The organism is Halotalea alkalilenta DSM 17697 (assembly GCF_000621205.1).
In the GTDB taxonomy this organism is placed as follows: domain Bacteria; phylum Pseudomonadota; class Gammaproteobacteria; order Pseudomonadales; family Halomonadaceae; genus Halotalea; species Halotalea alkalilenta.
In genome coordinates this window covers 123,198-146,041 of record NZ_KK211228.1, presented here as the reverse complement: position 1 = coordinate 146,041, position 22,844 = coordinate 123,198, and the positions used below count along the sequence as shown (strand labels likewise).

The 22,844-nt window shown below is 64.5% G+C and carries 21 protein-coding genes and 3 tRNA genes; 10 read left to right on the top strand and 14 right to left on the bottom strand.

All coding sequences use genetic code 11. The features are described from left to right. Window positions 1–93 precede the first annotated feature (93 nt). Both dusA and Q376_RS0113405 read left to right on the top strand, forming a co-directional pair. Window positions 94–1,128: a tRNA dihydrouridine(20/20a) synthase DusA gene (dusA, locus tag Q376_RS0113410; protein ID WP_043448001.1), complete on the top strand. Its 1,035-nt coding sequence runs from the start codon at window positions 94–96 to the stop codon at window positions 1,126–1,128. A 312-nt stretch (window positions 1,129–1,440) separates the two neighbouring features. Next, complete coding sequence (locus tag Q376_RS0113405; RefSeq protein WP_027350739.1) at window positions 1,441–2,511, top strand: acyltransferase family protein; 1,071 nt, start codon at window positions 1,441–1,443, stop codon at window positions 2,509–2,511. Between the two features lie 19 nt (window positions 2,512–2,530). Here Q376_RS0113405 and deoD read toward each other — a convergent pair whose 3' ends face one another. From deoD to acnB, 9 genes are all read right to left on the bottom strand, one after another. Then, window positions 2,531–3,259 carry a purine-nucleoside phosphorylase gene (gene deoD, locus Q376_RS0113400; RefSeq protein ID WP_027350738.1) on the bottom strand — a complete coding sequence of 243 codons (729 nt, stop codon included), beginning with the start codon at window positions 3,257–3,259 and terminating at the stop codon, window positions 2,531–2,533. A 44-nt stretch (window positions 3,260–3,303) separates the two neighbouring features. Next, a complete protein-coding gene (locus Q376_RS0113395) occupies window positions 3,304–4,605 on the bottom strand; it encodes a pyrimidine-nucleoside phosphorylase (protein WP_027350737.1) in 1,302 nt (433 codons plus the stop codon). 21 nt (window positions 4,606–4,626) lie between these two features. Continuing rightward, complete coding sequence (locus tag Q376_RS0113390) at window positions 4,627–5,826, bottom strand: phosphopentomutase (protein ID WP_027350736.1); 1,200 nt, start codon at window positions 5,824–5,826, stop codon at window positions 4,627–4,629. Window positions 5,827–5,870: 44 nt separating this feature from the next. Then, window positions 5,871–7,049: a NupC/NupG family nucleoside CNT transporter gene (locus tag Q376_RS0113385; RefSeq protein WP_027350735.1), complete on the bottom strand. Its 1,179-nt coding sequence runs from the start codon at window positions 7,047–7,049 to the stop codon at window positions 5,871–5,873. Between the two features lie 63 nt (window positions 7,050–7,112). Then, a complete protein-coding gene (locus tag Q376_RS0113380; RefSeq protein WP_027350734.1) occupies window positions 7,113–7,526 on the bottom strand; it encodes a cytidine deaminase in 414 nt (137 codons plus the stop codon). Window positions 7,527–7,546: 20 nt separating this feature from the next. Then, window positions 7,547–8,209, bottom strand: a complete 663-nt coding sequence (gene deoC / locus Q376_RS0113375) for a deoxyribose-phosphate aldolase (RefSeq protein WP_027350733.1) — start codon at window positions 8,207–8,209, stop codon at window positions 7,547–7,549. Window positions 8,210–8,301: 92 nt separating this feature from the next. Continuing rightward, entirely contained in the window at window positions 8,302–9,252 is a 951-nt protein-coding gene (locus Q376_RS0113370) for a DNA-binding transcriptional repressor DeoR (RefSeq protein WP_245598953.1), read from the bottom strand. Between the two features lie 135 nt (window positions 9,253–9,387). Next, the gene (locus Q376_RS0113365; RefSeq protein WP_027350731.1) at window positions 9,388–9,954 is read right to left on the bottom strand and encodes an outer membrane beta-barrel protein; all 567 of its coding nucleotides are present in this window, start codon (window positions 9,952–9,954) and stop codon (window positions 9,388–9,390) included. A 244-nt stretch (window positions 9,955–10,198) separates the two neighbouring features. Beyond that, on the bottom strand, window positions 10,199–12,799 hold the full coding sequence (gene acnB / locus Q376_RS0113360; RefSeq protein ID WP_027350730.1) for a bifunctional aconitate hydratase 2/2-methylisocitrate dehydratase: 2,601 nt from the start codon (window positions 12,797–12,799) through the stop codon (window positions 10,199–10,201). Between the two features lie 191 nt (window positions 12,800–12,990). Here acnB and Q376_RS0113355 point away from each other — a divergent pair, with 191 nt between their 5' ends. Beyond that, window positions 12,991–13,629 (top strand): MiaE family protein, encoded by a 639-nt coding sequence (locus Q376_RS0113355; protein WP_027350729.1) that lies wholly within the window; start codon window positions 12,991–12,993, stop codon window positions 13,627–13,629. A 27-nt stretch (window positions 13,630–13,656) separates the two neighbouring features. Here Q376_RS0113355 and Q376_RS22660 read toward each other — a convergent pair whose 3' ends face one another. Next, complete coding sequence (locus tag Q376_RS22660) at window positions 13,657–14,418, bottom strand: UDP-2,3-diacylglucosamine diphosphatase (protein WP_043447939.1); 762 nt, start codon at window positions 14,416–14,418, stop codon at window positions 13,657–13,659. Window positions 14,419–14,498: 80 nt separating this feature from the next. Continuing rightward, window positions 14,499–14,996: a peptidylprolyl isomerase gene (locus tag Q376_RS0113345; RefSeq protein WP_027350728.1), complete on the bottom strand. Its 498-nt coding sequence runs from the start codon at window positions 14,994–14,996 to the stop codon at window positions 14,499–14,501. A gap of 230 nt (window positions 14,997–15,226) precedes the next feature. On the opposite strand from Q376_RS0113345, the gene Q376_RS0113340 reads away from it, so the two are divergent. The 4 genes from Q376_RS0113340 to Q376_RS24065 all read left to right on the top strand — a co-directional run bounded on the left by Q376_RS0113340 (window position 15,227) and on the right by Q376_RS24065 (window position 19,749). After that, window positions 15,227–16,906 carry a glutamine--tRNA ligase/YqeY domain fusion protein gene (locus Q376_RS0113340; RefSeq protein ID WP_027350727.1) on the top strand — a complete coding sequence of 560 codons (1,680 nt, stop codon included), beginning with the start codon at window positions 15,227–15,229 and terminating at the stop codon, window positions 16,904–16,906. Window positions 16,907–16,910: 4 nt separating this feature from the next. Further along, a complete protein-coding gene (gene cysS, locus Q376_RS0113335) occupies window positions 16,911–18,299 on the top strand; it encodes a cysteine--tRNA ligase (RefSeq protein WP_043447937.1) in 1,389 nt (462 codons plus the stop codon). 160 nt (window positions 18,300–18,459) lie between these two features. Further along, the gene (locus tag Q376_RS0113330) at window positions 18,460–18,819 is read left to right on the top strand and encodes a copper resistance CopC family protein (RefSeq protein ID WP_027350725.1); all 360 of its coding nucleotides are present in this window, start codon (window positions 18,460–18,462) and stop codon (window positions 18,817–18,819) included. A 3-nt stretch (window positions 18,820–18,822) separates the two neighbouring features. Next, window positions 18,823–19,749, top strand: a complete 927-nt coding sequence (locus Q376_RS24065; RefSeq protein ID WP_027350724.1) for a CopD family protein — start codon at window positions 18,823–18,825, stop codon at window positions 19,747–19,749. Window positions 19,750–19,836: 87 nt separating this feature from the next. Here the strand turns inward: Q376_RS24065 and Q376_RS0113320 are convergent, their stop codons facing one another. From Q376_RS0113320 to folD, 3 genes are read right to left on the bottom strand one after another with little or no spacing between them, the layout of a single operon-like run. Next, window positions 19,837–20,553: a 5'-methylthioadenosine/adenosylhomocysteine nucleosidase gene (locus Q376_RS0113320; RefSeq protein ID WP_043447934.1), complete on the bottom strand. Its 717-nt coding sequence runs from the start codon at window positions 20,551–20,553 to the stop codon at window positions 19,837–19,839. Next, window positions 20,553–21,023: an S-ribosylhomocysteine lyase gene (locus Q376_RS0113315; protein WP_027350722.1), complete on the bottom strand. Its 471-nt coding sequence runs from the start codon at window positions 21,021–21,023 to the stop codon at window positions 20,553–20,555. The genes Q376_RS0113320 and Q376_RS0113315 overlap by 1 nt, the downstream gene beginning before the upstream one ends. Window positions 21,024–21,077: 54 nt before the next feature. Continuing rightward, window positions 21,078–21,938 (bottom strand): bifunctional methylenetetrahydrofolate dehydrogenase/methenyltetrahydrofolate cyclohydrolase FolD, encoded by an 861-nt coding sequence (folD, locus tag Q376_RS0113310; protein ID WP_027350721.1) that lies wholly within the window; start codon window positions 21,936–21,938, stop codon window positions 21,078–21,080. A 251-nt stretch (window positions 21,939–22,189) separates the two neighbouring features. Between folD and Q376_RS0113300 the strand changes: the two genes are divergently transcribed. From Q376_RS0113300 to Q376_RS0113290, 3 genes are all read left to right on the top strand, one after another. After that, window positions 22,190–22,266 (top strand) — tRNA-Pro (locus Q376_RS0113300). A gap of 66 nt (window positions 22,267–22,332) precedes the next feature. Further along, window positions 22,333–22,409, top strand: a tRNA-Arg gene (locus Q376_RS0113295). Window positions 22,410–22,479: 70 nt separating this feature from the next. Further along, window positions 22,480–22,554 (top strand) — tRNA-His (locus tag Q376_RS0113290). Window positions 22,555–22,844: the final 290 nt, after the last annotated feature.

Sequence of the window (22,844 nt, the reverse complement as noted above, 5' to 3'; positions counted from 1 at the left end):
TTTCCGTTTTCTGACCTGGCCTTGCCTGCGCCTTTGTTCCAAGGAAACGGCGAAAACCTAGCAAAACACCCCTAAACCATGCCAAACGTAACCATGCCCGACAACGCTGCAAGCCCCGTGACACCTGAGATTCCGCGCGCTGACCGGGCACGGCGGTTTTCCGTCGCCCCGATGATGGAGTGGACGACGCGGGAGTATCGCGCTTTCGCTCGTGGCCTGACCCGCGAGGCGCTGCTCTACACCGAGATGGTGACTACCGGGGCTTTGCTGCATGGCGCGCCGCGCGAACGTTTCATTGGGTTCGATGAGCTCGAGCAGCCTTTGGCCTTGCAGTTGGGGGGGAGCGATCCTGGGGCGCTGGCGGAGTGCGCGGCGATCGCTGAGCAGTGGGGCTTCGATGAGGTCAATCTCAACGTCGGCTGTCCGAGCGATCGGGTGCAGAACAATATGATCGGTGCCTGCTTGATGGCGCACCCCGGGTTGGTGGCGGACTGCGTGAGGCGGATGCGTGACGCGGTGGGCATTCCGGTGACGGTCAAGTGCCGGATCGGTATCGACGATCAGGATGCGGAAGAGGACTTCGATCGGTTCGTCGATACGGTGGCCGACCTGGGAGGGTGCGAGACGTTCATCGTCCATGCGCGCAAGGCGTGGCTCCAGGGGCTGTCGCCGAAGGAGAACCGTGAGGTACCGCCGCTGGACTATGCGAGGGTGCATCGGCTCAAGGCGCGTCGCCCGGAGCTTTGGGTCGCGATCAACGGGGGACTCAAGAGCCTCGAGGCTTGTGTCGAGCAGTTGGCGCCGCTCGACGGGGTGATGGTCGGGCGCGAGGCCTACCAGAATCCTTATCTGCTCGCCGAGGTGGACCAGCGGCTGTTCGGTGCCGAGCGCCCGGTGGTGAGCCGTGCCGAGGCGCTGCTGGCGTTTCGGCCCTACATGGTCGCGCGGCTCGAGCAGGGCGCTCGGCTCAATCACCTCACCCGTCATCTGCTCGGGCTGTTCCAGGGGCAGCGCGGCGGCCGGCGGTTCCGTCGTCATCTTTCGGAGAACGCCCATCGACCGGGAGCTGGGATCGAGGTGCTCGATCAGGCGCTGGCGATGGTAGAGGCCGTGCCTGCCTCAGCGTGACCCGCTGGTAATTTTCTTCTCTCGACCGTAAGCAAGTTCGCGATTGGCATTAAATGAACGCAATTGGCGGATTTTGCCGGTTTTTCACTCCCAGATGGCGCGATTCAACATGTTAGGCTTTGCTCTGGCATGGTCGGCATCGACTTTCGTCGCCAGTCGGCTCGACTGCCCGTAGCGACTGCTTGACGGTTCGCGAGCAACAGGGCCGGCCTCAGCCGCGCCATGCCCAACGACCCAGCGCCCTCGTGCCGAATCTTTCCACTACCCGAGAAGGTGGATGGGTCTCCTTTCGCATGACCAGAGGGGGTCTGGATGTCGCCGGATTCGAGCCTGCTCGCCCGGATGTCGTCGCCGGCGCAGAGAAGAACGAAGATCGACACGCTGCGGGGACTCGCCTGTCTGCTGCTGGTGTTCTACCACGCGGTCGACGGCTATACCCGTGCGTCGCTTTTGAAGGATGGCTCGCTCCTGGTCAGCTTCGCAGACTCCTTCACCTACCTGCGCATGCCGCTGTTCACCTTTCTTTCCGGCTATGTCTATGCGCTGAAACCGGTCCAGGCGGAGATGCTGGTTGGTTTCGCCCGGGGCAAGCTGCGCCGTCTCGGACTACCTCTGCTGTTCGTCGGCCTGCCGCTCGCGCTGCTGCAGGTCTATCTCGGCAGCGAGGGCGAACATAGCCTGATTGATGCGCTTTGGTCGCCGCTCTATCCGATCACCGTGCTGTGGTATCTCGATGCGCTGCTGCTGATTTTCCTGATCGTCGCAGTGCTGGAGCTCGGAGGGCTCTTGAGCACGCCGCTGTACCTGGGCGGCTGCCTGGCCGTGGCGCTGGTGGCGACGTTCTGGTCGGGGGATGGCTCTGGGCTGCTTGCGATCAGCGGTGCGCTCTATCTGCTGCCGTTTTTCCTTCTCGGCGTCTGGGCACAGCGCTTCGCGGTGCGCCCTTCGCGCGCCACCCGCCGTATGGCGGTCGCAAGCCTGTGGCTGATCGTGCCGCTATGCGGCCTGCCGGTGCTGTTGCTCGATCGTGACACGCTGCTGGAGAGCAAGACCTTGCCGTGGGCGATCGGACTCTCCGCGGCAAGCTGCCTGGCGCTCTACTTCCTCGATTGGCGAAACATGACGCTGGCCCGCTTGGGCGCGTATTCCTACGCCGTGTTCCTGTTCCATACCTTGTTCATCTCCGGCTCGCGGATCGTGATGAAGCAGCTGCAGCTCGACGACTACATCGCCAGCGAATGGCTGCTGGCGATGAGTTTCGCCTGCGGCCTGATCGGGCCGATCCTGCTGCAGCGCCTGGTCAGGCATTGGCGCCCGGTCCACATGGTGCTGCTCGGCAGCGCTGCCTCACGGCGGGAGGGAGGGGAGGTATCGCGGGCCTGAGCGTTACCGTTCCCCACCATCACCCTGGATGACGGAGATCGTCGCGCAGTACCGCGTCGAGGGCGATCTCGATCATCGCGGCGAAGCTACGCTCGCGCTCCTCGGCGCTGGTGGCTTCACCGCGCTTGATGTGGTCGGATACCGTGCAGATGGTCATCGCCCGGGCGCCGAACTCGGCGGCGAGTCCATACAGGCCGGCGGCCTCCATCTCGACCCCGACGATGTTGAAGCGAGCCATGGTGTCGAACAGCGCGGGCTCGGGGCTGTAGAACAGATCGGCCGAGAACAGGTTGCCGACCCTGACCTCGGTACCGCGCGCTTCGGCGGCCTCCACCGCCGCGCGAACCAGGTCGAAGTCGGCGATGGCGGCGAAGTCGTGGCCGTGGAAGCGGCTGCGATTGACCTTGGAGTCGGTGCAGGCGCCGGCGCCGATGACGATGTCGCGCAGCCCGATCGAGGGGTCGACCGCGCCGCACGAGCCGACCCGGATGATGCGCTTCACTCCATACTCGCGGATCAGTTCGGTGGCATAGATCGAGCTCGATGGAATACCCATCCCCGAGCCCATCACCGAGACGCGCCGGCCCTTGTATTCGCCGGTGTAGCCGAGCATGCCGCGAACCTGGTTGACCAGTTCGGGGGCCTCGAGGAAGGTTTCGGCGATGTACCTGGCGCGCAGCGGGTCGCCTGGGAGCAGGACGACATCGGCGAATGCGCCGGGCGCGGCCTCGATATGGGGCGTCGGCATGGAAGAAGCTCCTTGCGGTGCGGGCACTCGGCCCGCGGATGGAATCAGGCGCTGACCAGTTCGTGGATCAATACCGGCGGTTCGGCGTGTTCGCTGACCACCACCGCGCGGTGGACCAGCTCGAGCACCTCGTCGAGATCGTCCTGGTTGGCGTGCAGCACCAGCAGTGGCTCGCCTGCGCGGACCCGATCGCCGACCTTGGCGTTGAGCACCATGCCGGTGGCGAGATCGATCGTCGAGGCCTTGGTCTCACGACCTGCACCGAGTTTCATCACCGCCGTGCCGAGCAGCGCGGCATCGAGCCGGGCGACCACGCCGTCGCGCGGCACCTCGACCGTGACCTGGCGGCGTGCCCGGGGCAGCCGCTCTGGATGGTCGATCAGCGAGGCGTCTCCGCCCTGGTTCGCGACGAAGCGCCTGAAGGTCTCGATCGCGCGGCCGTCGGCCATCGCCGCTTCGAGCAGGGCGCGGGCTTCATCCAGATTCGCGGCGCGCCCTGCGAGTACCACCATTTGGGCGCCGAGCGTCAGGCACAGCTCGTGCAGGTCAGCGGGGCCTTCGCCGCGCAGGGTCTGAATCGCCTCCTCGACTTCCAGGGCATTGCCGATCGCGCGACCGAGCGGCTGGCTCATGTCGGAGATCACCGCCATGGTTCGCCGGCCGACCTGATTGCCGATCCGCACCATCGCCTCGGCAAGGCGCCGGGCGTCGTCGACGCTCTTCATGAAGGCGCCTTCGCCGCACTTGACGTCGAGCACGATCGCATCCGCGCCGGCGGCGATCTTCTTGCTCATGATCGAGCTCGCGATCAGCGGGATCGAATCCACCGTCGCGGTGACGTCGCGCAGCGCATAGAGCTTCTTGTCCGCAGGCGTCAGGTCGCCGCTCTGGCCGATCACCGCGAGCCGGTGGCGATTGACCTGGTCGATGAAGGCGGCGCTCGAGAGCTCGACATTGAACCCGGCGATCGATTCGAGCTTGTCGATGGTACCGCCGGTGTGGCCCAGGCCGCGTCCGGACATCTTCGCCACTGGTACGCCCAGCGCGGCGACCAGCGGGCCTAGCACCAGCGTAGTGGTATCGCCGACGCCGCCGGTGGAGTGCTTGTCGACCTTGATGCCCTCTATCTCGCCGAGGTCGAGGGTGTCGCCCGAGTTGGCCATCGCCAGGGTAAGATCGGCTCGTTCACGATCATCCATATCGCGAAAGTAGATCGCCATCGCCAGCGCCGCGGCCTGGTAATCGGGGATTTCGTCGCGGCTGTAGCCATCGACGAAGAATTCGATCTCCTCGCGCGACAGCGACTCGCCGTTTCTCTTCTTCTCGATGATGTCGACCATTCGCATCGGTTTTTTCCTCGGAACGATTCAGTTGAGCTCGACGAGAAAGCTCTCGCCGTGGTCGGGTGCGGTGACGCCGAAGTTCTTGGCGATGGTGGCGCCGACGTCGGCGAAGCTGGTTCGCTCGGGCAGTACGCCGCCGCCGGCGAAACGCGGCGAGCAGGCGATCAGCGGCACCCGTTCACGGGTATGGTCGGTGCCGCGAAAAGTCGGGTCGTTGCCGTGATCGGCGGTGAGCAGCAGCAGGTCGTCGGCTTGGAGGGCGGCGAGCAGCTCTGGCAGCCGGGCATCGAAGGCCTCGAGCGCGCGGGCATAGCCTTGGGGATCGCGCCGGTGGCCGTAGATCGCATCGAAGTCGACCAGGTTGAGAAACGATAGCCCCTCGAACGGCTCGTCGAGCACTTCGAGCAGGGTATCGATACCGTGCGCGTTCGACTGGGTGCGCAGGCTCCTGGAGATGCCTTGGCCATCGAAGATGTCGCCGATCTTGCCGATGCCGATGGTAGCGAAGCCGCTGGCCTCGAGCGCGTCGAGCACGGTGGGGGCGAATGGTTTCAATGCATAGTCGTGGCGGTTGGCGGTGCGCATGAACTCTCCTGGCCGATGGCCGAGGAACGGACGGGCGATCACCCGCCCGACCCGGCAGTCCGGCGCCAGGGTGAGCTCGCGCACCTTCGCACAGATCGCATAGAGCTCATCGATCGGCACTACCTCCTCGTGGGCGGCGATCTGCAGCACCGAGTCCGCCGAGGTATAGACGATCAGGGCACCGGTCTCGACCTGCTCCATCCCGAGTTCGTCGAGCACGTCGGTGCCGCTGGCGGGTTTGTTGCCGATCACCCGGCGGCCGCTGAGCGTCTCGATCCGTTCGATCAGCGTAGGCGGAAAGCCCTCGGGGAAGACCTGGAAGGGCGTGTCGATCTTAAGCCCCATCAGCTCCCAATGGCCGGTCATGGTGTCCTTGCCCTTTGACGCTTCGATCATCCGGGTGACCCGGCCTGCCGGTGCCTCGGCGGCCGGCACGCCGTCGATCGGCGCGAGCCCGTGCGCGGTGCGGATGTTGGAGAGCCCTAGCGCGGCCAGGTGAGGCAGGTGGAAGTCTTCCACGGTAGCGCCGATGTGGCCCAGGGTGTCTGCGCCGAGATCGCCGAATGCCGCAGCGTCGGGTGCTTCTCCGATGCCCACCGAATCGAGCACGATCAGGTGGATGCGCTTGAATCGCCGCATGTCGGCACTCCTTCTGTCGATGTGGCTGCTCGGGACGTTCCCTTTCATAGGAACAGGCCAGCGACGGTTCCCGACAGCAGGCTGACCAGGGTGGCGCCGTAGAGCAGCTTGAGCCCGAAGCGGGCGACCTCCGTGCCCTGGGGGTCGTTGAGCGCCTTGATCGCGCCGACGATGATACCGATCGACGAGAAGTTGGCGAACGAGACCAGGAAGACGGAGATGATGCCGACCGCGCGCGGCCCGAGCTCGGTGTACTGGCCGAGCTGGAGCATGGCGACGAACTCGTTGCTCAACAGCTTGGTCGCGATCAGGCTGCCCCCGGCCACCGATTCCGCCGGCGGGATGCCGATCAGTATCGCCAGCGGGGCGAACAGATAGCCGATCAGGGTTTGGAAGTCTATCCCGACCAAGGACTCGCAGAGGCCGTTGATCATCGCGATCAGCGCGACATAGCCGATCAGCATGGCGGCGACGATCACCGCGACCTTGAAACCGTCGAGGATGTATTCGCCGAGCATCTCGAAGAATGCTTGATTGCGTGGATTCTCGACTTCGAGCAGGTCCTCGTCGGCGGAAACCCGGTAGGGATTGATGATCGATGCGATCATGAAGCCGCCGAACAGGTTGAGCGCCAGCGCGGTGACCACGAAGCGGGGCTCGATCATTTGCATGTAGGCGCCGACGATCGACATCGAGACCGTCGACATCGCCGAGGCGCAGAGGGTATAGAGCCGCTGCTTGGGCAATCGGCCGAGCTGCTTCTTGAGCGAGATGAACACTTCCGACTGGCCGAGCACCAGTGAAGCGATGCCATTGTAGGACTCGAGCCTGCCCATGCCGTTGAACCAGCTGAGCAGCCAACCGATACCGCGCATCAGTAGCGGCAGCACGCCGATGTACTGGAGAATGCCGATCAGCGCGGAGATGAAGACGATCGGCAGCAGCACCGCGACGAAAAACGAGAACGCGCCTTCGTTGACCATGCCACCGAAGACGAACTCGATGCCCTCTCCGGCGAAGCCGAGCAGCGCTTCGAACCCGGCGGCGAAGCCACCGATCAGCCAGGCGCCGGCGCTGGTATTGAGCAATAGGAAGGCAAGCACTATCTGGGTTACCAGCATCACCAGCAACGGGCGATAGCGAATGCCGCGGCGATCGCTGGATACGGCCCAGGCGAGCAGGTAGATCACCGCCAGGCTGGCGGGAACGAGCAGCAGCTTCATCGGTGTGGCTCCACATGAAGGCCTGGTGGCCTCGTGATTATGATTGTTCTTGGGATGCGAGGCTCAGTCTTCGTGCATGTCGCGGGCACGGAAGGCGCCGGGCAGCAGCTCATCGATGCCGCATTCGCGCACCTGTCCAGAGAGGTTGGCGAGCAGGATGCGGGTGTGCTCGTCGCAGAACTCGGCGAGCACCTGGCGGCAGGCGCCACAGGGCGAGACTGGCTCGAGGGTGTCTGCGACCACCGCGACCGCCTTGAACCGGCGCTGGCCGGAGGAGACCGCCTTGAACACCGCGGTCCGCTCGGCGCAGTTGGTCAGCCCGTAGGAGGCGTTCTCGATGTTGCAGCCGAGGAAGACCTCGCCATCCCCGCTGAGAATCGCCGCACCCACCGCGAAGGAGGAGTAGGGCATGTAGGCCTGTCGGCGGGCTTCGATCGCCTGCGTGACGAGTGCCTGGACCTGATCGTCGTCGAGCATCGGGTGAATCTCCTGGAAGGTCAGTAGTTGTTCTCGCCGTGTTCGCCACGGGCTATCGATACCCCTGCGCTGGTGCCGAGGCGGCTGGCGCCGGCGTCGACCATGCGCTGCGCATCCTCGCGCGAGCGGATGCCACCTGAGGCCTTGACCTCCATGCCCGGGGGGATCGCGTCGCGCATCAAGCTGACGTCCTCGACGGTGGCACCGCCCGAGGCGAAACCGGTCGAGGTCTTGACGAACCGGGCACCCGCTCGCGCGGCGATCGCGCAGGCACGGCGCTTTTGTTCATCATCGAGCAGCGCGGTCTCGATGATCACTTTCACCAACGCCTCGCCCGCCGCTTCGACCACTGCGCGCATGTCCGCCTCGACCAGCAGATCATCGCCGCTCTTCAGCGCGCCGATGTTGATCACCATATCGATTTCGTCCGCGCCGTGGGCGACGGCTTCACGGGTTTCGAGCGCCTTGGTCGCGGTGGTGGTGGCGCCGAGCGGGAATCCCACCACGGTGCACACCTTGACCTCGACGTCCGCCAGCCGCTCGGCGCAGGTCGCCACCCAGCAGGGATTGACGCAGACCGAAGCGAACCCATGCTCCCGGGCTTCCTCGATCAGAGCGAGGATCTCGCCGTGGGTCGCGTCAGCGCGCAGCAGAGTGTGATCGATCAGGCTGGTGAGGGACATGGCGGTCTCGTGGCAAGTAATTGTCTGCGCGATGTGATAGCACGAAGCTGATCAGGTGTAAAACAGGATATGAAAGTTATTTCACCAATGGATCAAACGTGGTCGAGCAATGCCCGTGCGCTGTACTGATCGGTGATCAAGACGTTGGCGTAGCCGCCGCGCAGTGCCGCATGGATCGCATCCAGGCGCTCCGCGCCCCCAGCCACCAGCACCGAACTCTCCTTGGTCTTGAGCTCCTCGAGTCGGATGCCGACGGTGCGTGCGTCGAGCTCGGGGCTGACGATGCGGCCCTCGGCGTCGATCACCCGTGAGCAGATGTCGCCGACTCCGCGTGCGAGCAGTCCAGCGATCTCACCCTGGTCGAAGTAGCCGAGTTGGAACAGCAGGGCTTGCGGGCTGACCACGCCGACGGTGAATACGGCGATGTTGGCGCGCCGGCCCAGCTCGATGATTCGACGCACGTGGGGATCTGCCTCGGCCATTCGCTTGACCGGTTGGCTGGCGAAGATTACCGGTAGCGGCAGGTAGTGGGGCACGGTATGGAAGGCATCGGCGAAGCGGTGGGCGATCTCGAAGGCGTGGGTGTCGACCTCCGAGTGGCTTATCCCGCCCTTTAGCTGGACCACCTCGACGTTCTTGATCGGCTTGGCGGCGAGTCGTCGCGCCACCGCGTACATCGTGGTGCCCCAGGTGACGCCGATGATGTCGCCGTCCTTGACGTTGTCATGGATCCACTCCGCCGCGGTCTCGCTGAGATGGCGCTGGATCTCCTCGTATTGATCGAGCGGCGAATGGCACAGCCTTGCCTCTTTGAGGCCGAAGTGCTGGACCAGGCGCGCGGCCAGCTCGTCCAGGGTATCGCGTGGGTCATGGATCTCGATGCGCACGTAGCCCTGCTGCTTGGCGTGCTGGAGCAGGCGAGAGACGGTGGGGCGGGAGAGTCCGAGGCGATTGGCGATCTGCTGCTGGCTGTAGTCGGCTTGATAGTAGAGGCGGGCGGCTTCGATGCTCAGTGCTTGCTTGTCGTCGCTGATCTTGGACACGTGAGGGCACTCGATTCGGAAAGGAGGCGTGTGGCGCCGAGTTGAGCAGTGTAAGCAAAAAAGGAGCAACGAAAAAACGCGAAGCCGAGGCTTCGCGTTCGCTGGTAGCGGTCGGATGGCTCACGCCATCTGGAATCAGAACTGGGCGCCGATGGAGAGCTGGGTGGTGTCCAGTTTGAAGTCCGAATCGATGTCGTAACGGGTGTACTCGAGACGGGTGAACAGAGGCACGGTTTCCCACTGGTACTTGACGCCAAGACCGTAGACCGGGGCCCACTCGTCGTTCACGTCGACACCGACGTCGCTTTTGCTGATGTCGGAATCGATGTAGGCACCGCCGACGCGGCCATAGCCGATCAGGCCGGCCCAGATCGGGATCTCGCCGATGGCGCTCAGGCTGTAGGCCTTGGTGCCGAGGTCACGGGTGTTGCCGTCGCTGTTCTTGAGGCTGATGTCGCCGAAATCGGTGAAGCCGAGTTCGGTCGAGAACCAGTTGTTGAACTTGTAGCCGACGAAGGCGTTCAAGTTGGTGTCGTTGTTGTCGTCCAGACCAGCGTCGCTCTTGACATCGTGAGCGATGGTGTTACCCACGCCGATGCCGGAATACAGGCCGCTGCTGACGTCTGCCGCGTTGGCGGCGTTGAGGCCGATCAGTGCGGAAGAGAGAACCACCGGTGCAGCTAGGAAAGTGGAAAGTTTCATCGACTTGCTCCTAATCAATAGTCGTTGCAAGGCATCCGCCTGGGTGTTCGATACGTTGCCGAACAGTGTTTTTTAATATGCACCCGCCGGGACATTAAATCAAGCGCCTGAGGTCGTGCAGCCAAAAAAAACTCTCGCTTAGTGGAACTGTCGAGAGTATGTACATCATATAGACGGGAAACAGTGTTCGCGCAAGGAAGGATGCTCGCCGCCGCGGTGCCGGGGCACCGCGGCGGCGAGTGGATCAGGCTTGTTCGAGCGGGATCACCGTCGATGCCGCCTGCTGGTACTCGGCGATCTCGTGGAAGTTCATGTAGCGGTAGATCTCGCCGGCCATGGCATCGAACTCGCCCATGTAGCCCATGTACTCCTCGACGCTCGGCAGCCGGCCGATCACCGCGGCGATCGCCGCCAGCTCGGCGGACGCGAGGTAGACGTTGGCACCGTCGCCGAGGCGATTGGGGAAGTTGCGGGTGGAGGTGGAGACCACCGTCGATTTCGCCTCGACCCGCGCCTGGTTACCCATGCACAGCGAGCAGCCCGGCATCTCCAGCCGCGCGCCGGCGTGCTCGTAGATGGCGTAGTAGCCTTCCTCGGTGAGCTGGTGCTTGTCCATCTTGGTTGGCGGTGCGAGCCACAAGCGGGTCTTCAGCGATCCTGGGGGCTGCTTCTCGAGCAGTTTGCCGGCGGCGCGGAAGTGGCCGATGTTGGTCATGCACGAGCCGATGAACACTTCGTCGATCTTCTCGCCGGCGACTTCGGAGAGGCGGCGCGCATCGTCGGGATCGTTCGGTGCGCAGAGCACCGGCTGGTCGACCTCGGCGAGATCGATCTCGATCACCTCGGCATACTCGGCGTCGGCATCGGCGCGCAGCAGGCTGGGGTTGGCCAGCCAGTCTTCCATCGCCTTGATCCGGCGCTCGATGGTGCGTACTTCGCCGTAGCCGTTGCTGAGCATCCACTTCAACAGCGTGACGTTGGACTTCAGGTACTCGGTCACGCTCTGCTCGGATAGCGTGATGGTACAGCCCGCGGCGCTGCGCTCGGCGGAGGCGTCGGAGAGCTCGAAGGCCTGTTCGACGGTGAGATCCTCGAGTCCTTCGATCTCGAGGATGCGCCCGGAGAAGGCGTTCTTCTTGCCGGACTTCTCGACCGTCAGCAGCCCCTGCTGGATCGCGTAGTAGGGGATTGCATGGACCAGGTCGCGCAGGGTCACGCCGGGGCGGCGCTCGCCCTTGAAGCGGACCAGGATCGACTCCGGCATGTCGAGCGGCATCACCCCGGTGGCGGCGGCGAAGGCGACCAGCCCGGAGCCGGCGGGGAACGAGATCCCCATCGGGAAGCGGGTGTGGGAGTCCCCGCCGGTGCCGACGGTGTCGGGCAGCAGCATGCGGTTGAGCCAGGAGTGGATGATCCCGTCGCCCGGGCGCAGCGAGACGCCGCCGCGGTTCATGATGAAGTCGGGCAGGGTATGCTGCATCTCGACATCGATCGGCTTCGGATACGCCGCGGTGTGGCAGAACGACTGCATCACCAGGTCGGCCTGGAAGCCGAGGCAGGCGAGGTCCTTGAGCTCGTCGCGGGTCATCGGTCCGGTGGTGTCCTGGGAGCCGACGGTGGTCATCCGCGGCTCGCAGTACATGCCCGGACGCACGCCTTCCATGTTGCAGGCGCGACCGACCATCTTCTGTGCCAGGGTGTAGCCTGCGGTGGAGTCCTTCGGCTGCTCGGGCTTGGCGAACACCTCGCTCGGCGCCAGACCGAGGAACTCGCGCGCCTTCTGGGTCAGCCCGCGGCCGATGATCAGCGGAATGCGTCCCCCTGCGCGTACTTCGTCGAGCAGCACCTTGGTCTTGAGCTCGAAGGTCGAGATCACTTCCGAGCTGTCATGACGGGTGACCTTGCCTTCATAGGGATAGACGTCGATCACGTCGCCCATCGCCATCTTCGAGACGTCCATCTCGATCGGCAGCGCGCCGGCATCCTCCATGGTATTGAAGAAGATCGGCGCGATCTTGCCGCCGAAGCAGAAGCCGCCGCTGCGCTTGTTGGGCACGAAGGGAATGTCGTCGCCGAAGAACCACAGCACCGAGTTGGTCGCCGATTTACGCGAGGAGCCGGTGCCGACCACGTCGCCGACGTAGACCACCGGGTAGCCCTGGGAACGCACCGCCTCGATCTGGCCCTGGGGGCCGCGCTTGCCGGGCTCTTCGGGCTCGATGCCCTCGCGCTGGTTCTTCAGCATCGCGTTGGCGTGCAGCGGGATGTCCGGACGCGACCAGGCGTCAGGCGCGGGTGAAAGGTCGTCGGTGTTGGTCTCGCCGGGAACCTTGAATACGCTCAGGGTGATCTTCTCGGCAAGCTTCGGCCGCTTAGTGAACCATTCTGCTTCGGCCCAGGAATCGACCAGTGCCTTGGCGTGAGGGTTACCGGCCTCGACACGTTCGGTGACATCGTGGAAAGCGTCGAACATCAAAAGCGTGTGCTTGAGCTGTTCGGCGGCCTCGGCGGCCAATGCCTTGTCGTCGAGCAGTTCGACCAGGGTGGCGATGTTGTAGCCGCCCTGCATGGTGCCGAGCAGTTTGACCGCGTGGACCTTGTCGATCAGCGGCGAGGTGGCCTCGCCTTTCGCGATCGCGGCGAGGAAGCCCGCCTTGACGTAGGCGGCTTCGTCGACGCCGGGTGGTACGCGATGGGTCAGCAGGTCGAGCAGGAACTGCTCCTCGCCGGCCGGTGGGGCCTTGAGCAGCTCGACCAGCTGAGCGGTCATCTCGGCGTTCAAAGGCTGCGGCGGCACGCCTTCCTGGGCGCGCTCCTCTACGTGTTGGCGGTAGGCTTCTAGCACGGGGGGCATCCTCATCGGTCCGGTTGTAATGGCGCGAATTCTAGCGCGGAATGTCGACAATGTTAAGACGGATACCCCGATTGGGCATCTGGTCTCTCCTCCTCGGCATCGATGCATTATCATGCCCGCGGCGGAGCGTGGAAGCACGTCTTCGACCATTTTATCCAGTCACTCAAATCAAGGACCTGCCGATGTCCAGTCCCGGGCTCGCCGAGCCATTGCCCCAGGCGCTGCGCGATTTTCTACCCTGTCCCACACCGGCGGCCTGGATCGAGGCGGCGCTCGGCAACGAGCGCCTCTTGCTGATCGATCACGCGCAGTGCGAGAAGAAGGCCGCGACCACCGCGATGAACCTGATGTATCGCTATGTCGACCGGGTTGAATTGTTGACAAAGATGTCCCAGCTCGCCCGCGAGGAGCTGCTCCACTTCGAGCAGGTGGTCACGCTGATGCGTGAGCGGGGGATCGAGTATCAGCACCTGAGCGCCTCGCGCTATGCCGAGGGGCTGCGTCGCCATGTGCGCACCAGTGAGCCGGGCCGGTTGATCGACATCCTGATCGTCGGTGCGCTGATCGAGGCGCGCTCCTGCGAGCGCTTCGCGGTGCTGATCCCGTACCTCGACCCAGCGCTTGCGAAGTTCTATCGCACGCTGGTGCGGTCGGAAGGGCGCCATTTCGAGGACTATCTGGCGCTCGCGCAGCAGTACGCGCAAGAGCAGGGCGTTGGCCCGATCGACCAGCGCGTGGCGTTCTTCTGCGCCTGCGAGCGTGAGCTGATCGAGGCGCCGGACGAGGAGTTCAGATTCCACAGCGGCCCGCCGGCGGCGTAGGCGGGCCCCGGGGTGGTGGGCGGTGGGCTAGTGGTAGGCGAGTTCGCTGAGCGAGAACTGCTCGAGAGTCAGGGTCAGGCCGTCGTGGCGCACTTCCCAGCCGATGTCGACATCGGCCTCGCGGTCGAGCCGCCAGTCACCGACCACGTAGCGGCGTACCACCTCGTCGTCGATCAAGAACTCGTGCACGTCGGGGCGGTGGGTGTGTCCTTGGATCAAGGTGCGTACCTGGCACTGGCGCATGATCCGTTCAACCGCCCCGGGGTTGACGTCCATGATCTCGGCGCTCTTGTTCGAGTTGGATGCGCCCGAGCGCTCGCGCAGCTGCGCGGCCATCCGCAGCCGCTCGGCGATCGGCAGGGCGAGGACCGACCGCTGCCACTGCGGGTCGCGGACCATCGCACGAAATGCCATGTACTCCTGGTCGTCGGTGCACAGGCTGTCGCCATGCATCAATAAGAGCGGCACGTCGCCGAGCATGATCAGCGACGGATCCTCGATCAGCTCGGCGCCGGCCGCCGTGGCGAAGTCCTGTCCAAGGAGGAAGTCCCGGTTGCCGTGCATCAGGTAGAGCTGGGTGCCCTTGCCTGCGTACTCGGCCAGTTTGTCGGCGACCGAGCGCTCGAATTCGCCGATCGCGTCGTCGCCGATCCAGTAGTCGAACAGATCGCCCAGTATGTAGAGCGCGTGCGCCCCTGCAGCGCGATAGTCCAGGTAGTCGAAGAGCGCCTGGGTGAGCTCGGGATGCTCGGGCGAGAGGTGCAAGTCTGCGATGAACAGGGTGATCATGAGGTCTCTTTGCAATGAGGATGTGACTTGAGCATATCGTGTCGTCGCGGCGGCGCAACACGGCCGCCGCGACGAGTCGCTCAGGCGTCGACCACCTGGGCGCGCTCGATCACCACGTCCTCGCTCGGCACGTCGGCATGCATGCCGCGCCGACCGGTGGCCACGCCCTCGATCGCCTCGACCACATCCATGCCTTCGACCACCTCGCCGAACACACAGTAGCCCCAGCCCTGGGAGGTCGGCGCGGTGTGGTCGAGGAAGGTATTGTCGGCGACGTTGATGAAGAACTGTGCGCTCGCCGAATGCGGGTCGGCGGTACGCGCCATCGCCAGGGTGCCGCGGCGGTTGCTGAGGCCGTTGTTGGCTTCGTTCTTGATCGGCGCCTGGGTGGGTTTCTGTGCGAAGTCGGTGTCGAAGCCGCCGCCCTGGATCATGAAGTTGCCGATCACGCGGTGGAACAGAGTGCCGTCGTAGTGGCCGTCGCGGACGTAGCGCTCGAAGTTGGCGGCGGTCTCGGGTGCCTTGTCGTCGAACAGACGAACCTTGATGTCGCCCATCGAGGTGGAGAGGAGAATCATGCGTAAATCCCTGGTTGAGCGCCTCGGTGGCGCAGGAGCGGGACCGGCGTGTGCGGCGGTCCCGCTGGATCGGCGCTTGGATGCGTACAGCATCGCTGCGTGGCGTTATAATAGCGGTTTCGATCGGATCGGCGAAACCGCCCTCCGCGCGCGCCCGGAACCCGGCGCCGAGCCATTTTTCCCGCGCCGCGAGCGGCGCGGTAGCCAACCACGAGGTTCAGCGACGCCCCATGAGTGTTGAGAGCAGCAGCGCCCCGAATTTCCTTCGCAACCAGATCCGCGACGAGATCGAGCGCGAAGGTGAGGTGTCGATCGTCACCCGCTTCCCGCCGGAGCCCAACGGCTTCCTGCATATCGGCCATGCCAAGTCGATCTGGGTCAATTTCGGCCTCGCCGAACAGTTCGGCGGTCGCTGCAACCTGCGCTTCGACGATACCAACCCGGCGAAGGAGGAGCAGGCCTACATCGATGCGATCCAGGAGGATATCCACTGGCTGGGCTTCGAGTGGGCGGGCAAGGTGCGCTACGCCTCCGACTACTTCGACCAGCTCTACGCCTGGGCCCAGCACCTGGTTCGCCAAGGGCTGGCCTACGTCGACGATCTCAGCGCTGAGGAGATGCGCGAGTATCGCGGCACGCTCACCGAGCCGGGGCGGCCGAGCCCCTATCGCGAACGCCCGGCCGAGGAAAACCTCGAGTTGCTCGAGCGGATGCGCCAGGGCGAGTTCGCCGAGGGCGAGAAGGCGCTGCGCGCCAAGATCGATATGGCGGCACCGAACATCAACCTGCGCGACCCGGTGCTCTATCGCATCCGCCATACCAGCCACCACCAGACCGGCGACAAGTGGAAGATCTATCCTTCCTACGACTTCGCCCACGGCCAGTCCGATGCGATCGAGGGCATCACCCACTCGATCTGCACCCTCGAGTTCGAGGACCATCGCCCGCTCTACGACTGGCTGCTCGAGCATCTGCCGGTGCCGAGCCGTCCGCGCCAGATCGAATTCGCGCGGATGAACGTCAACTATACGGTGACGTCCAAGCGCAAGCTCAAGCTGCTGGTCGACCGAGGCATCGTCGAAGGCTGGGACGACCCCCGCATGCCGACCCTCTCCGGGATGCGCCGGCGCGGCTACACTCCGGCCTCGCTGCGTAAGTTCTGCGAGATGACCGGCGTCGCGCGCGCCAACGGCGTGGTCGACATCGCCATGCTGCACCACGCCATTCGCTCGGATCTCGAGGACAACGCGCCCCGGGCGATGTGCGTGCTCAAGCCGCTCAAGGTGGTGCTGACCAACCTCGACGAGGCGTACGAGGAGATCATCGAGGTGCCGGGCCATCCGGCGCGCGACGACATGGGCGTGCGCCGACTGCCGCTCAATCGCGAGATCTACATCGACGCCGACGATTTCATGGAAGAGCCGCCGAAGAAGTTCTTCCGCCTCGCGCCCGGCCAGGAGGTGCGGCTGCGCAATGCCTACGTGATCCGCTGCGATGAGGTGGTGAAGAACGCCGCCGGCGAGATCGAGGCGCTGCACTGCAGCGTCGATCTCGCCACCCTCGGTGCCAACCCCGAGGGCCGCAAGGTCAAGGGCGTGATCCACTGGGTCAGCGCCCGCCATGGCGTGCCGGTCGAAGTGCGCAACTACGAGAACCTGTTCACCGTCGAGGCGCCGGACAAGGACAAGGAGGGCGATTTCCTCTCCCATCTCAATCCGCACTCGCTCGAGGTGGTGCAGGCGATCGCCGAGCCGTCGCTTGCCGACGCCGCGCCGGAGGATCGCTTCCAGTTCGAACGGGTCGGCTACTTCTGCGCCGATCGGCGTGAGCATGGGGTCGCCGGCAAGCGGGTATTCAATCGCACGGTAAGTCTCAAGGACGGCTGGGCCAAGGCGCAGAAGAAAGGATGAAGTGATGAGCGTACGGATCTACAACACCCTGACCCGCAGCAAGGCGCCGCTGGTGCCGCTCGATTCCAAGCGGGTGAGGATGTACGTCTGCGGGATGACCGTCTACGACTACTGCCATCTCGGCCACGGTCGAGTGATGGTTGCCTTCGACGTGGTCACTCGCTACCTGCGCTCACGCGGTTTCGCGGTCGAGTACGTGCGCAACATCACCGACATCGACGACAAGATCATCAAGCGCGCCAAGGAGAACGGTGAGCCGATCGACGCGCTCACCGCGCGGATGATCGATGCGATGCACGAGGACGAGGCGCGTCTCAACGTGCTGCGGCCCGACCATGAGCCCCGCGCCACAGCCCACATCGACGATATCCAGCGGATGATCCAGACGCTGATCGACAAGGGGCACGCCTACGCGGCCGACAACGGCGACGTCTACTATCGGGTGCGCAGCTTCGCCGGCTACGGCAAGCTCAACAACCGCAACCCAGACGAGATGCGCTCCGGCGCCAGGATCGAAGTCGGCGAGGCCAAGGAGGATCCGCTCGACTTCGTACTGTGGAAGGCGGCGAAGCCGGGTGAGACGCGCTGGCCCTCGCCCTGGGGCGACGGGCGCCCTGGCTGGCACATCGAATGCTCGGCGATGTCGACCTGCTGCCTGGGCGACAGCTTCGACATCCATGGGGGGGGGCCGGATCTGACCTTCCCCCATCACGAGAACGAGATCGCCCAGAGCGAGGCGGCCACCGGCAAGCCCTACGCGAAGATATGGATGCACGCGGGAGCGCTCAGGGTCAACGACGAGAAGATGTCGAAGTCGCTGGGCAACTTCTTCACCCTGCGTGAGGTGTTCGAGCACCACGATCCCGAGACCGTGCGCTACCTGCTGCTGGCCAGCCACTATCGCAGCCCGATCAGCTATACCGCGGATTCGCTCGAGGACGCCCGGCGCTCGCTGGTGCGCTTCTACACCGCTCTCGAGGGTGTCGATGCGGCCGTCGGAGAGGTGGACGGCAGCTTCGCCGAGCGCTTCTTCGCTGCGATGGACGACGATTTCAATACCGCGCTGGCGCTGGCTGCCCTGTTCGATCTGGTCCGCGAGCTCAATCGCGCCAAGGGCGAGGCGCCCCGGCTTGCGCCCGCGCTCGCCTTCGAGCTCAAGCGGCTGGCAGCGATCCTCGGCCTGCTCGAGCGTGCGCCGAGCGATTTCCTCCGTGGCGAGGCGACGCTGCCGCTGCCGGCCGAGGAGATCGAAGCGCGCATCGATGCGCGTGCGCAGGCCAAGCGCAGCAGGGACTTCGCCACCGCCGATCGGATTCGTGACGAGCTCGACTCGCTCGGCATCGTGCTCAAGGATGGTCGCGAAGGGACCAGCTGGGTATTCGACAAGCGCTGAGCGCGGTCAGGATTCAACGCCCGCCGTCCGTTGGATGGCGGGCTTTTTCGCGCCCGGCGGAAGGAAGAGAGAGCTGCGGCGAGGCGTCGTTGTTTAAGTGAATCGCTGGGGCAAAGCTGCTAGTCTTGCTCGGCTCGTCTGCAAACCAATGGGTAACCCTATGCTTCGTAAATCGTTAACCGCCCTGGCGCTGACCCTGGTCGCGCCGCTCGCCTTCGCCCACGCCAGCCTGACGTCGAGTCAACCCGCCGATGGCGCCGAACTCGCGACTGCGCCCACCGAGCTGGTCTTCGATTTCAGTGAAGGCGTCGAGACCTCGCTGAGCCAGGTGACGCTGGAAGATGACGCCGGACAGCCGATCGAGATCGGTGCGCTGACCGCCGATGCCTCGGGCACCCATCGTTACCGGATCGAGCTGCCCGAACTGGCGCCAGGCAAGTACAGCGTCGAGGTGAAAGTCACTTCGGTCGACACGCATCGGATCGAAGACAGCCTGGAATTCACCGTCCAGCCGGACTGATCCATGGTGCTCAATCTGTTCGGCGAGCGCATCAGCGAGACTCCTCTGCAACTGCTGCTCGCCGCCGTGCGTGCGAGCTACTTGGGGTCGGTATCGGTCGCGCTCGCCAGCCTGGTGGTGGCGTGGCTGCTGCTGCCGGCCAGTCTCGATGGGGTAGGCGCCCTGCGCCGGCGCCTGCTGTGGCTCTGCCATTGTTGCCTGCCGCTGTCGATGCTGCTCGCCTTGGGCTGGTGGCCGCTGATCGGCGTGCAGATGACCGGGGTTCAGACGCTCGGTGAGGTGCGCCCCTACCTCGAGGTGATCCTGTTCCAGACCTTCTTCGGTGGCGAGCTGCGCGTGCGTCTCGCACTGCTGGCGCTTGCCTGGGTGCTGGTCGCATTGGCCTGCTGGTCACGCTTGAACATAGTGGTCAAGGAGCTGCGTGGCGCTGCGCTGGTGGTGCTTGCTTTGGTCGCGCTGCTGCAGCCGATGATGGGGCATGGCGCTTCGATCGCGCCCGGCTACCTATGGCCGATGACGGTGCACGTGCTGGCGGCGGCGCTGTGGCTCGGCAGCCTCCCGGGCCTGCTGCTCGGCTGCATCCTGGCACCCAGCGCGGCGGGTGTGATGCTGTCGCGTTTTTCGCTGCTGGGAATTTGCTGCGTGGTGGCGCTGTTGATCAGCGGGCTGTTCCAGTCCGCCGCTCTGGTCGGCAGTTGGGAGGCGCTGTTCAACACGAGCTACGGTGTGCTGGTGCTGCTCAAGGCGATACTGTTCCTTGGCTTGCTCGCGCTGGCGGCGATCAACCGGTTTTATTGGGTCGCGCGCGCCGAGCACTCGTCGGGAGGCCTGCGGGTCACGCTGGCAATCGAGATCCTGCTTGGCTGCGCCATGCTGCTGGCCGCGGCACTGCTCGCTGGCCAGCCTCCACCGGGCCACATGGGCCACTGAGCGAGGCGGGTGGAGGAGGGCAGAAGCCCCGGTGGGAAGGTCTTCCCACCGGGGCTTTTCGCATCCGCTTCCGGCTGGAACCAAGGGTCAGTCGAGGCGTTCGAGCATCGAGGCCACCATTCGCGCCGAGTTGGCCGCGGCGACGCCGAGGAAGGTCTCGAAATCGACGCTGTTGCCCTCGCGCTCGGGCAGGTCCGAGACCGCTCGGGTGACCACGAATGGACAGCCATGGCGATGGCAGGTCTGGGCAACGGCGGCGGCTTCCATCTCGGCGGCGATCATTTCGGGAAACCGGCCGCGCAGGCTGGAGACCGCGGCGCCTCCGGCGACAAAGACATCGCCTGAACCGATCAGCCCCTCATGGGCGGTGATGCCGTCCAGCCCCTGGAGCGCTTCGCGAGCGAGGGCGACCAACCGTGGGTCGGCGGCGAAGCGAGCCGGCATGCCCGGCACCTGGCCCAGTGCGTAGCCGAACGGGGTGACGTCGACATCGTGATGGCAGACTTCGCTCGAGATCACTACATCGCCGATCGCGAGCCGATCGCCGAAGCCACCGGCGGAGCCTACGTTGATCACCGCCCTAGGTGCGAAACGCTCGAAGGCGAGCGTAGTGGCGATCGCCGCATTGACCTTGCCGATCCCCGACTCGAGGACCACGACCTCGATGCCGCGCAGGCGGCCGAGGTGGAAGGTCGAACCGCCATGCTCCAAGCGCTCGGTGCTCTCCAGGTGGGCGAGCAGCGCGTCGACCTCCTGAGTCATCGCGCCGATCAGCGCGACCCGCACACCGCTACCCGCCGCCATCAGGCGAACACCTGCGACCACTCGTCACGCTTGGCGAGGAATGCCTGGGCGAGGCGCTTCGCGCCTTCGAGGCTGTGGCTGGCCGCCCAGCCGCACTGCACTTCGTTGCAAGCGGGGACTTCATCGGCTTCGATCACGTCACGCAGGGTCTTCTCGAGCAGCGCTAGCACGTCGTCGTAGTCGTCGTGGTTGATCAGCGCGACGTAGAAGCCGGTCTGGCAGCCCATTGGACTGATGTCGACGATCTTGTCGCTATGGTTGCGCGACAGTTCGGCCATCAGGTGTTCCAGCGAGTGCAGCGCAGGCATTTCCATATGCTCTACGTTGGGCTGGCAGAAACGCATGTCGTACTTGTGGATGCGATCACCGTTGACGCCTTCCTTGATACCTGCAAGGCGAACGAACGGCGCCTTCACCTTGGTGTGATCCAGGTTGAAGCTTTCGACGTTCATTCTCTTCTCTTCGCTCATGGAGTTCTCCAGGTTGAGTGTATGGGCGCTGGGCATGAAGTATAGAGGATCGGCTCAGCGCGCAGCGTCGTGCAGCTGCGCCGCCAACAGCGTATTCTCCAGCAGCGAGGCGACGGTCATCGGCCCGACCCCGCCGGGCACTGGCGTGATCCAAGCGGCGCGCTCGGCGGCCGGAGCGAACTCGATGTCGCCATACAGCCGGCCGTCTTCCATGCGGTTGATCCCTACATCGATGACGATGGCGCCCTCGCGGATCCATTCGCCCTTGACCAGCCCGGGCTTGCCCACCGCGACCACCAGCAGCTCGGCATTACGCACGTGGCGCTCGAGGTCGTGGGTGAAGCGATGGCAGATGGTGGTCGTCGCGCCGGCGAGCAGTAATTCGAGCGCCATCGGACGGCCGACGATGTTGCTGGCACCGACGATCGTGGCATCGAGGCCGCGAGTGGGCAATTGGTAGTGTTCGAGCAGGCGCATGATCCCTTTCGGCGTACAAGGACGCAGCACCGGCAGGCGCTGGGCGAGGCGCCCGAGATTGTAGGGATGGAAGCCGTCGACGTCCTTGTCCGGATGGATGCGCTCGAGGATCGGGCGTGCGTCGAGGTGGGCGGGCAGCGGCAGCTGGAGCAGAATGCCATCGATGCTCGAGTCAGCGTTGAGATCGTCGACCAGGCGCTCGAGTTCGGCCTGGGTCGTATCGGCACCGAGCCGATGCTTCACCGAATGGATGCCGGCCTGCTCGCAGGCGCGCTGCTTGTTGCGCACGTAGACCTCCGAGGCGGGGTCCTCGCCGACCAGGATCACCGCAAGCCCCGGGGTGCGCTGGCCGTTACGATGGCGTTTCGCTATTTCGGCGGCGACCTCCTTGCCAATGAGTTGGGCGACCGTCTTGCCATCGATCAATTGCGCGGCCATCGATTGAGTATCCTCTTGCTTGAGCAGGTGATTGGAAGGAGAGGGGTCCGTATCCCGGCGGGAATGGCGGGTGGTCACGGTCGTGCCGGCGAAGTGCGCGCGGCGCGAACGCAGGGACGAGAATGCGACGATTGTCTCACGCCGCCGCGAGCAGGCAAAGCCGGCGGCCCGGGCATCGTGGAGGATGGTGCTTGACCGTTGCGAGAAAGCCGGTAGAATGCGCCTCGCATCGATGGAGATCGACGCCTTCTCGGGGTATAGCGCAGTCTGGTAGCGCGCCTGCTTTGGGAGCAGGATGTCGGGGGTTCGAATCCCTCTACCCCGACCAACTCTTTGATTTGGAATGAAAATTTCAAAAAAAGAGATTGACGGGAAGGGTTGCTGGACGTACCATGCGCCCATAGCTCAACCGGATAGAGCAACGGCCTTCTAAGCCGTAGGTTGCAGGTTCGAGTCCTGCTGGGCGTGCCAAGCATCGTCCGCACGGATGAGTCCCAAGGTTGGGTGAGTCGGCGAAGTCCGATGCGTTGTTTCGGTAGTGGTGGATGTAGCTCAGTGGTAGAGCCCCGGATTGTGGCTCCGGTGGTCGTGGGTTCGATCCCCATCATCCACCCCATTGCCGAATTGCCTCTCGTGAGTCCGATGTCGGCTTCACGGGAAGGAGAGAAAAGAGAGCTCGAAGCTCTCTTTTTTTATGCCTGTCAGTTTGCCTGAGGCTGAATGCCGATTCGCCTCTCTCGATCGAATAATCCCTCGAAAACCGCAGCCAGGCTTGAATCAGCCGGTTTCATCCCCACTTTTAGCTTTCGAGTGCGCTTGCCAGCGCGGGGCGGGGTTCTTAGAATCTTCGCCTTTGATATCCAGTCTCGATTCATTCCTGTCGCCGTGCGAGCGTCGTATGACCAG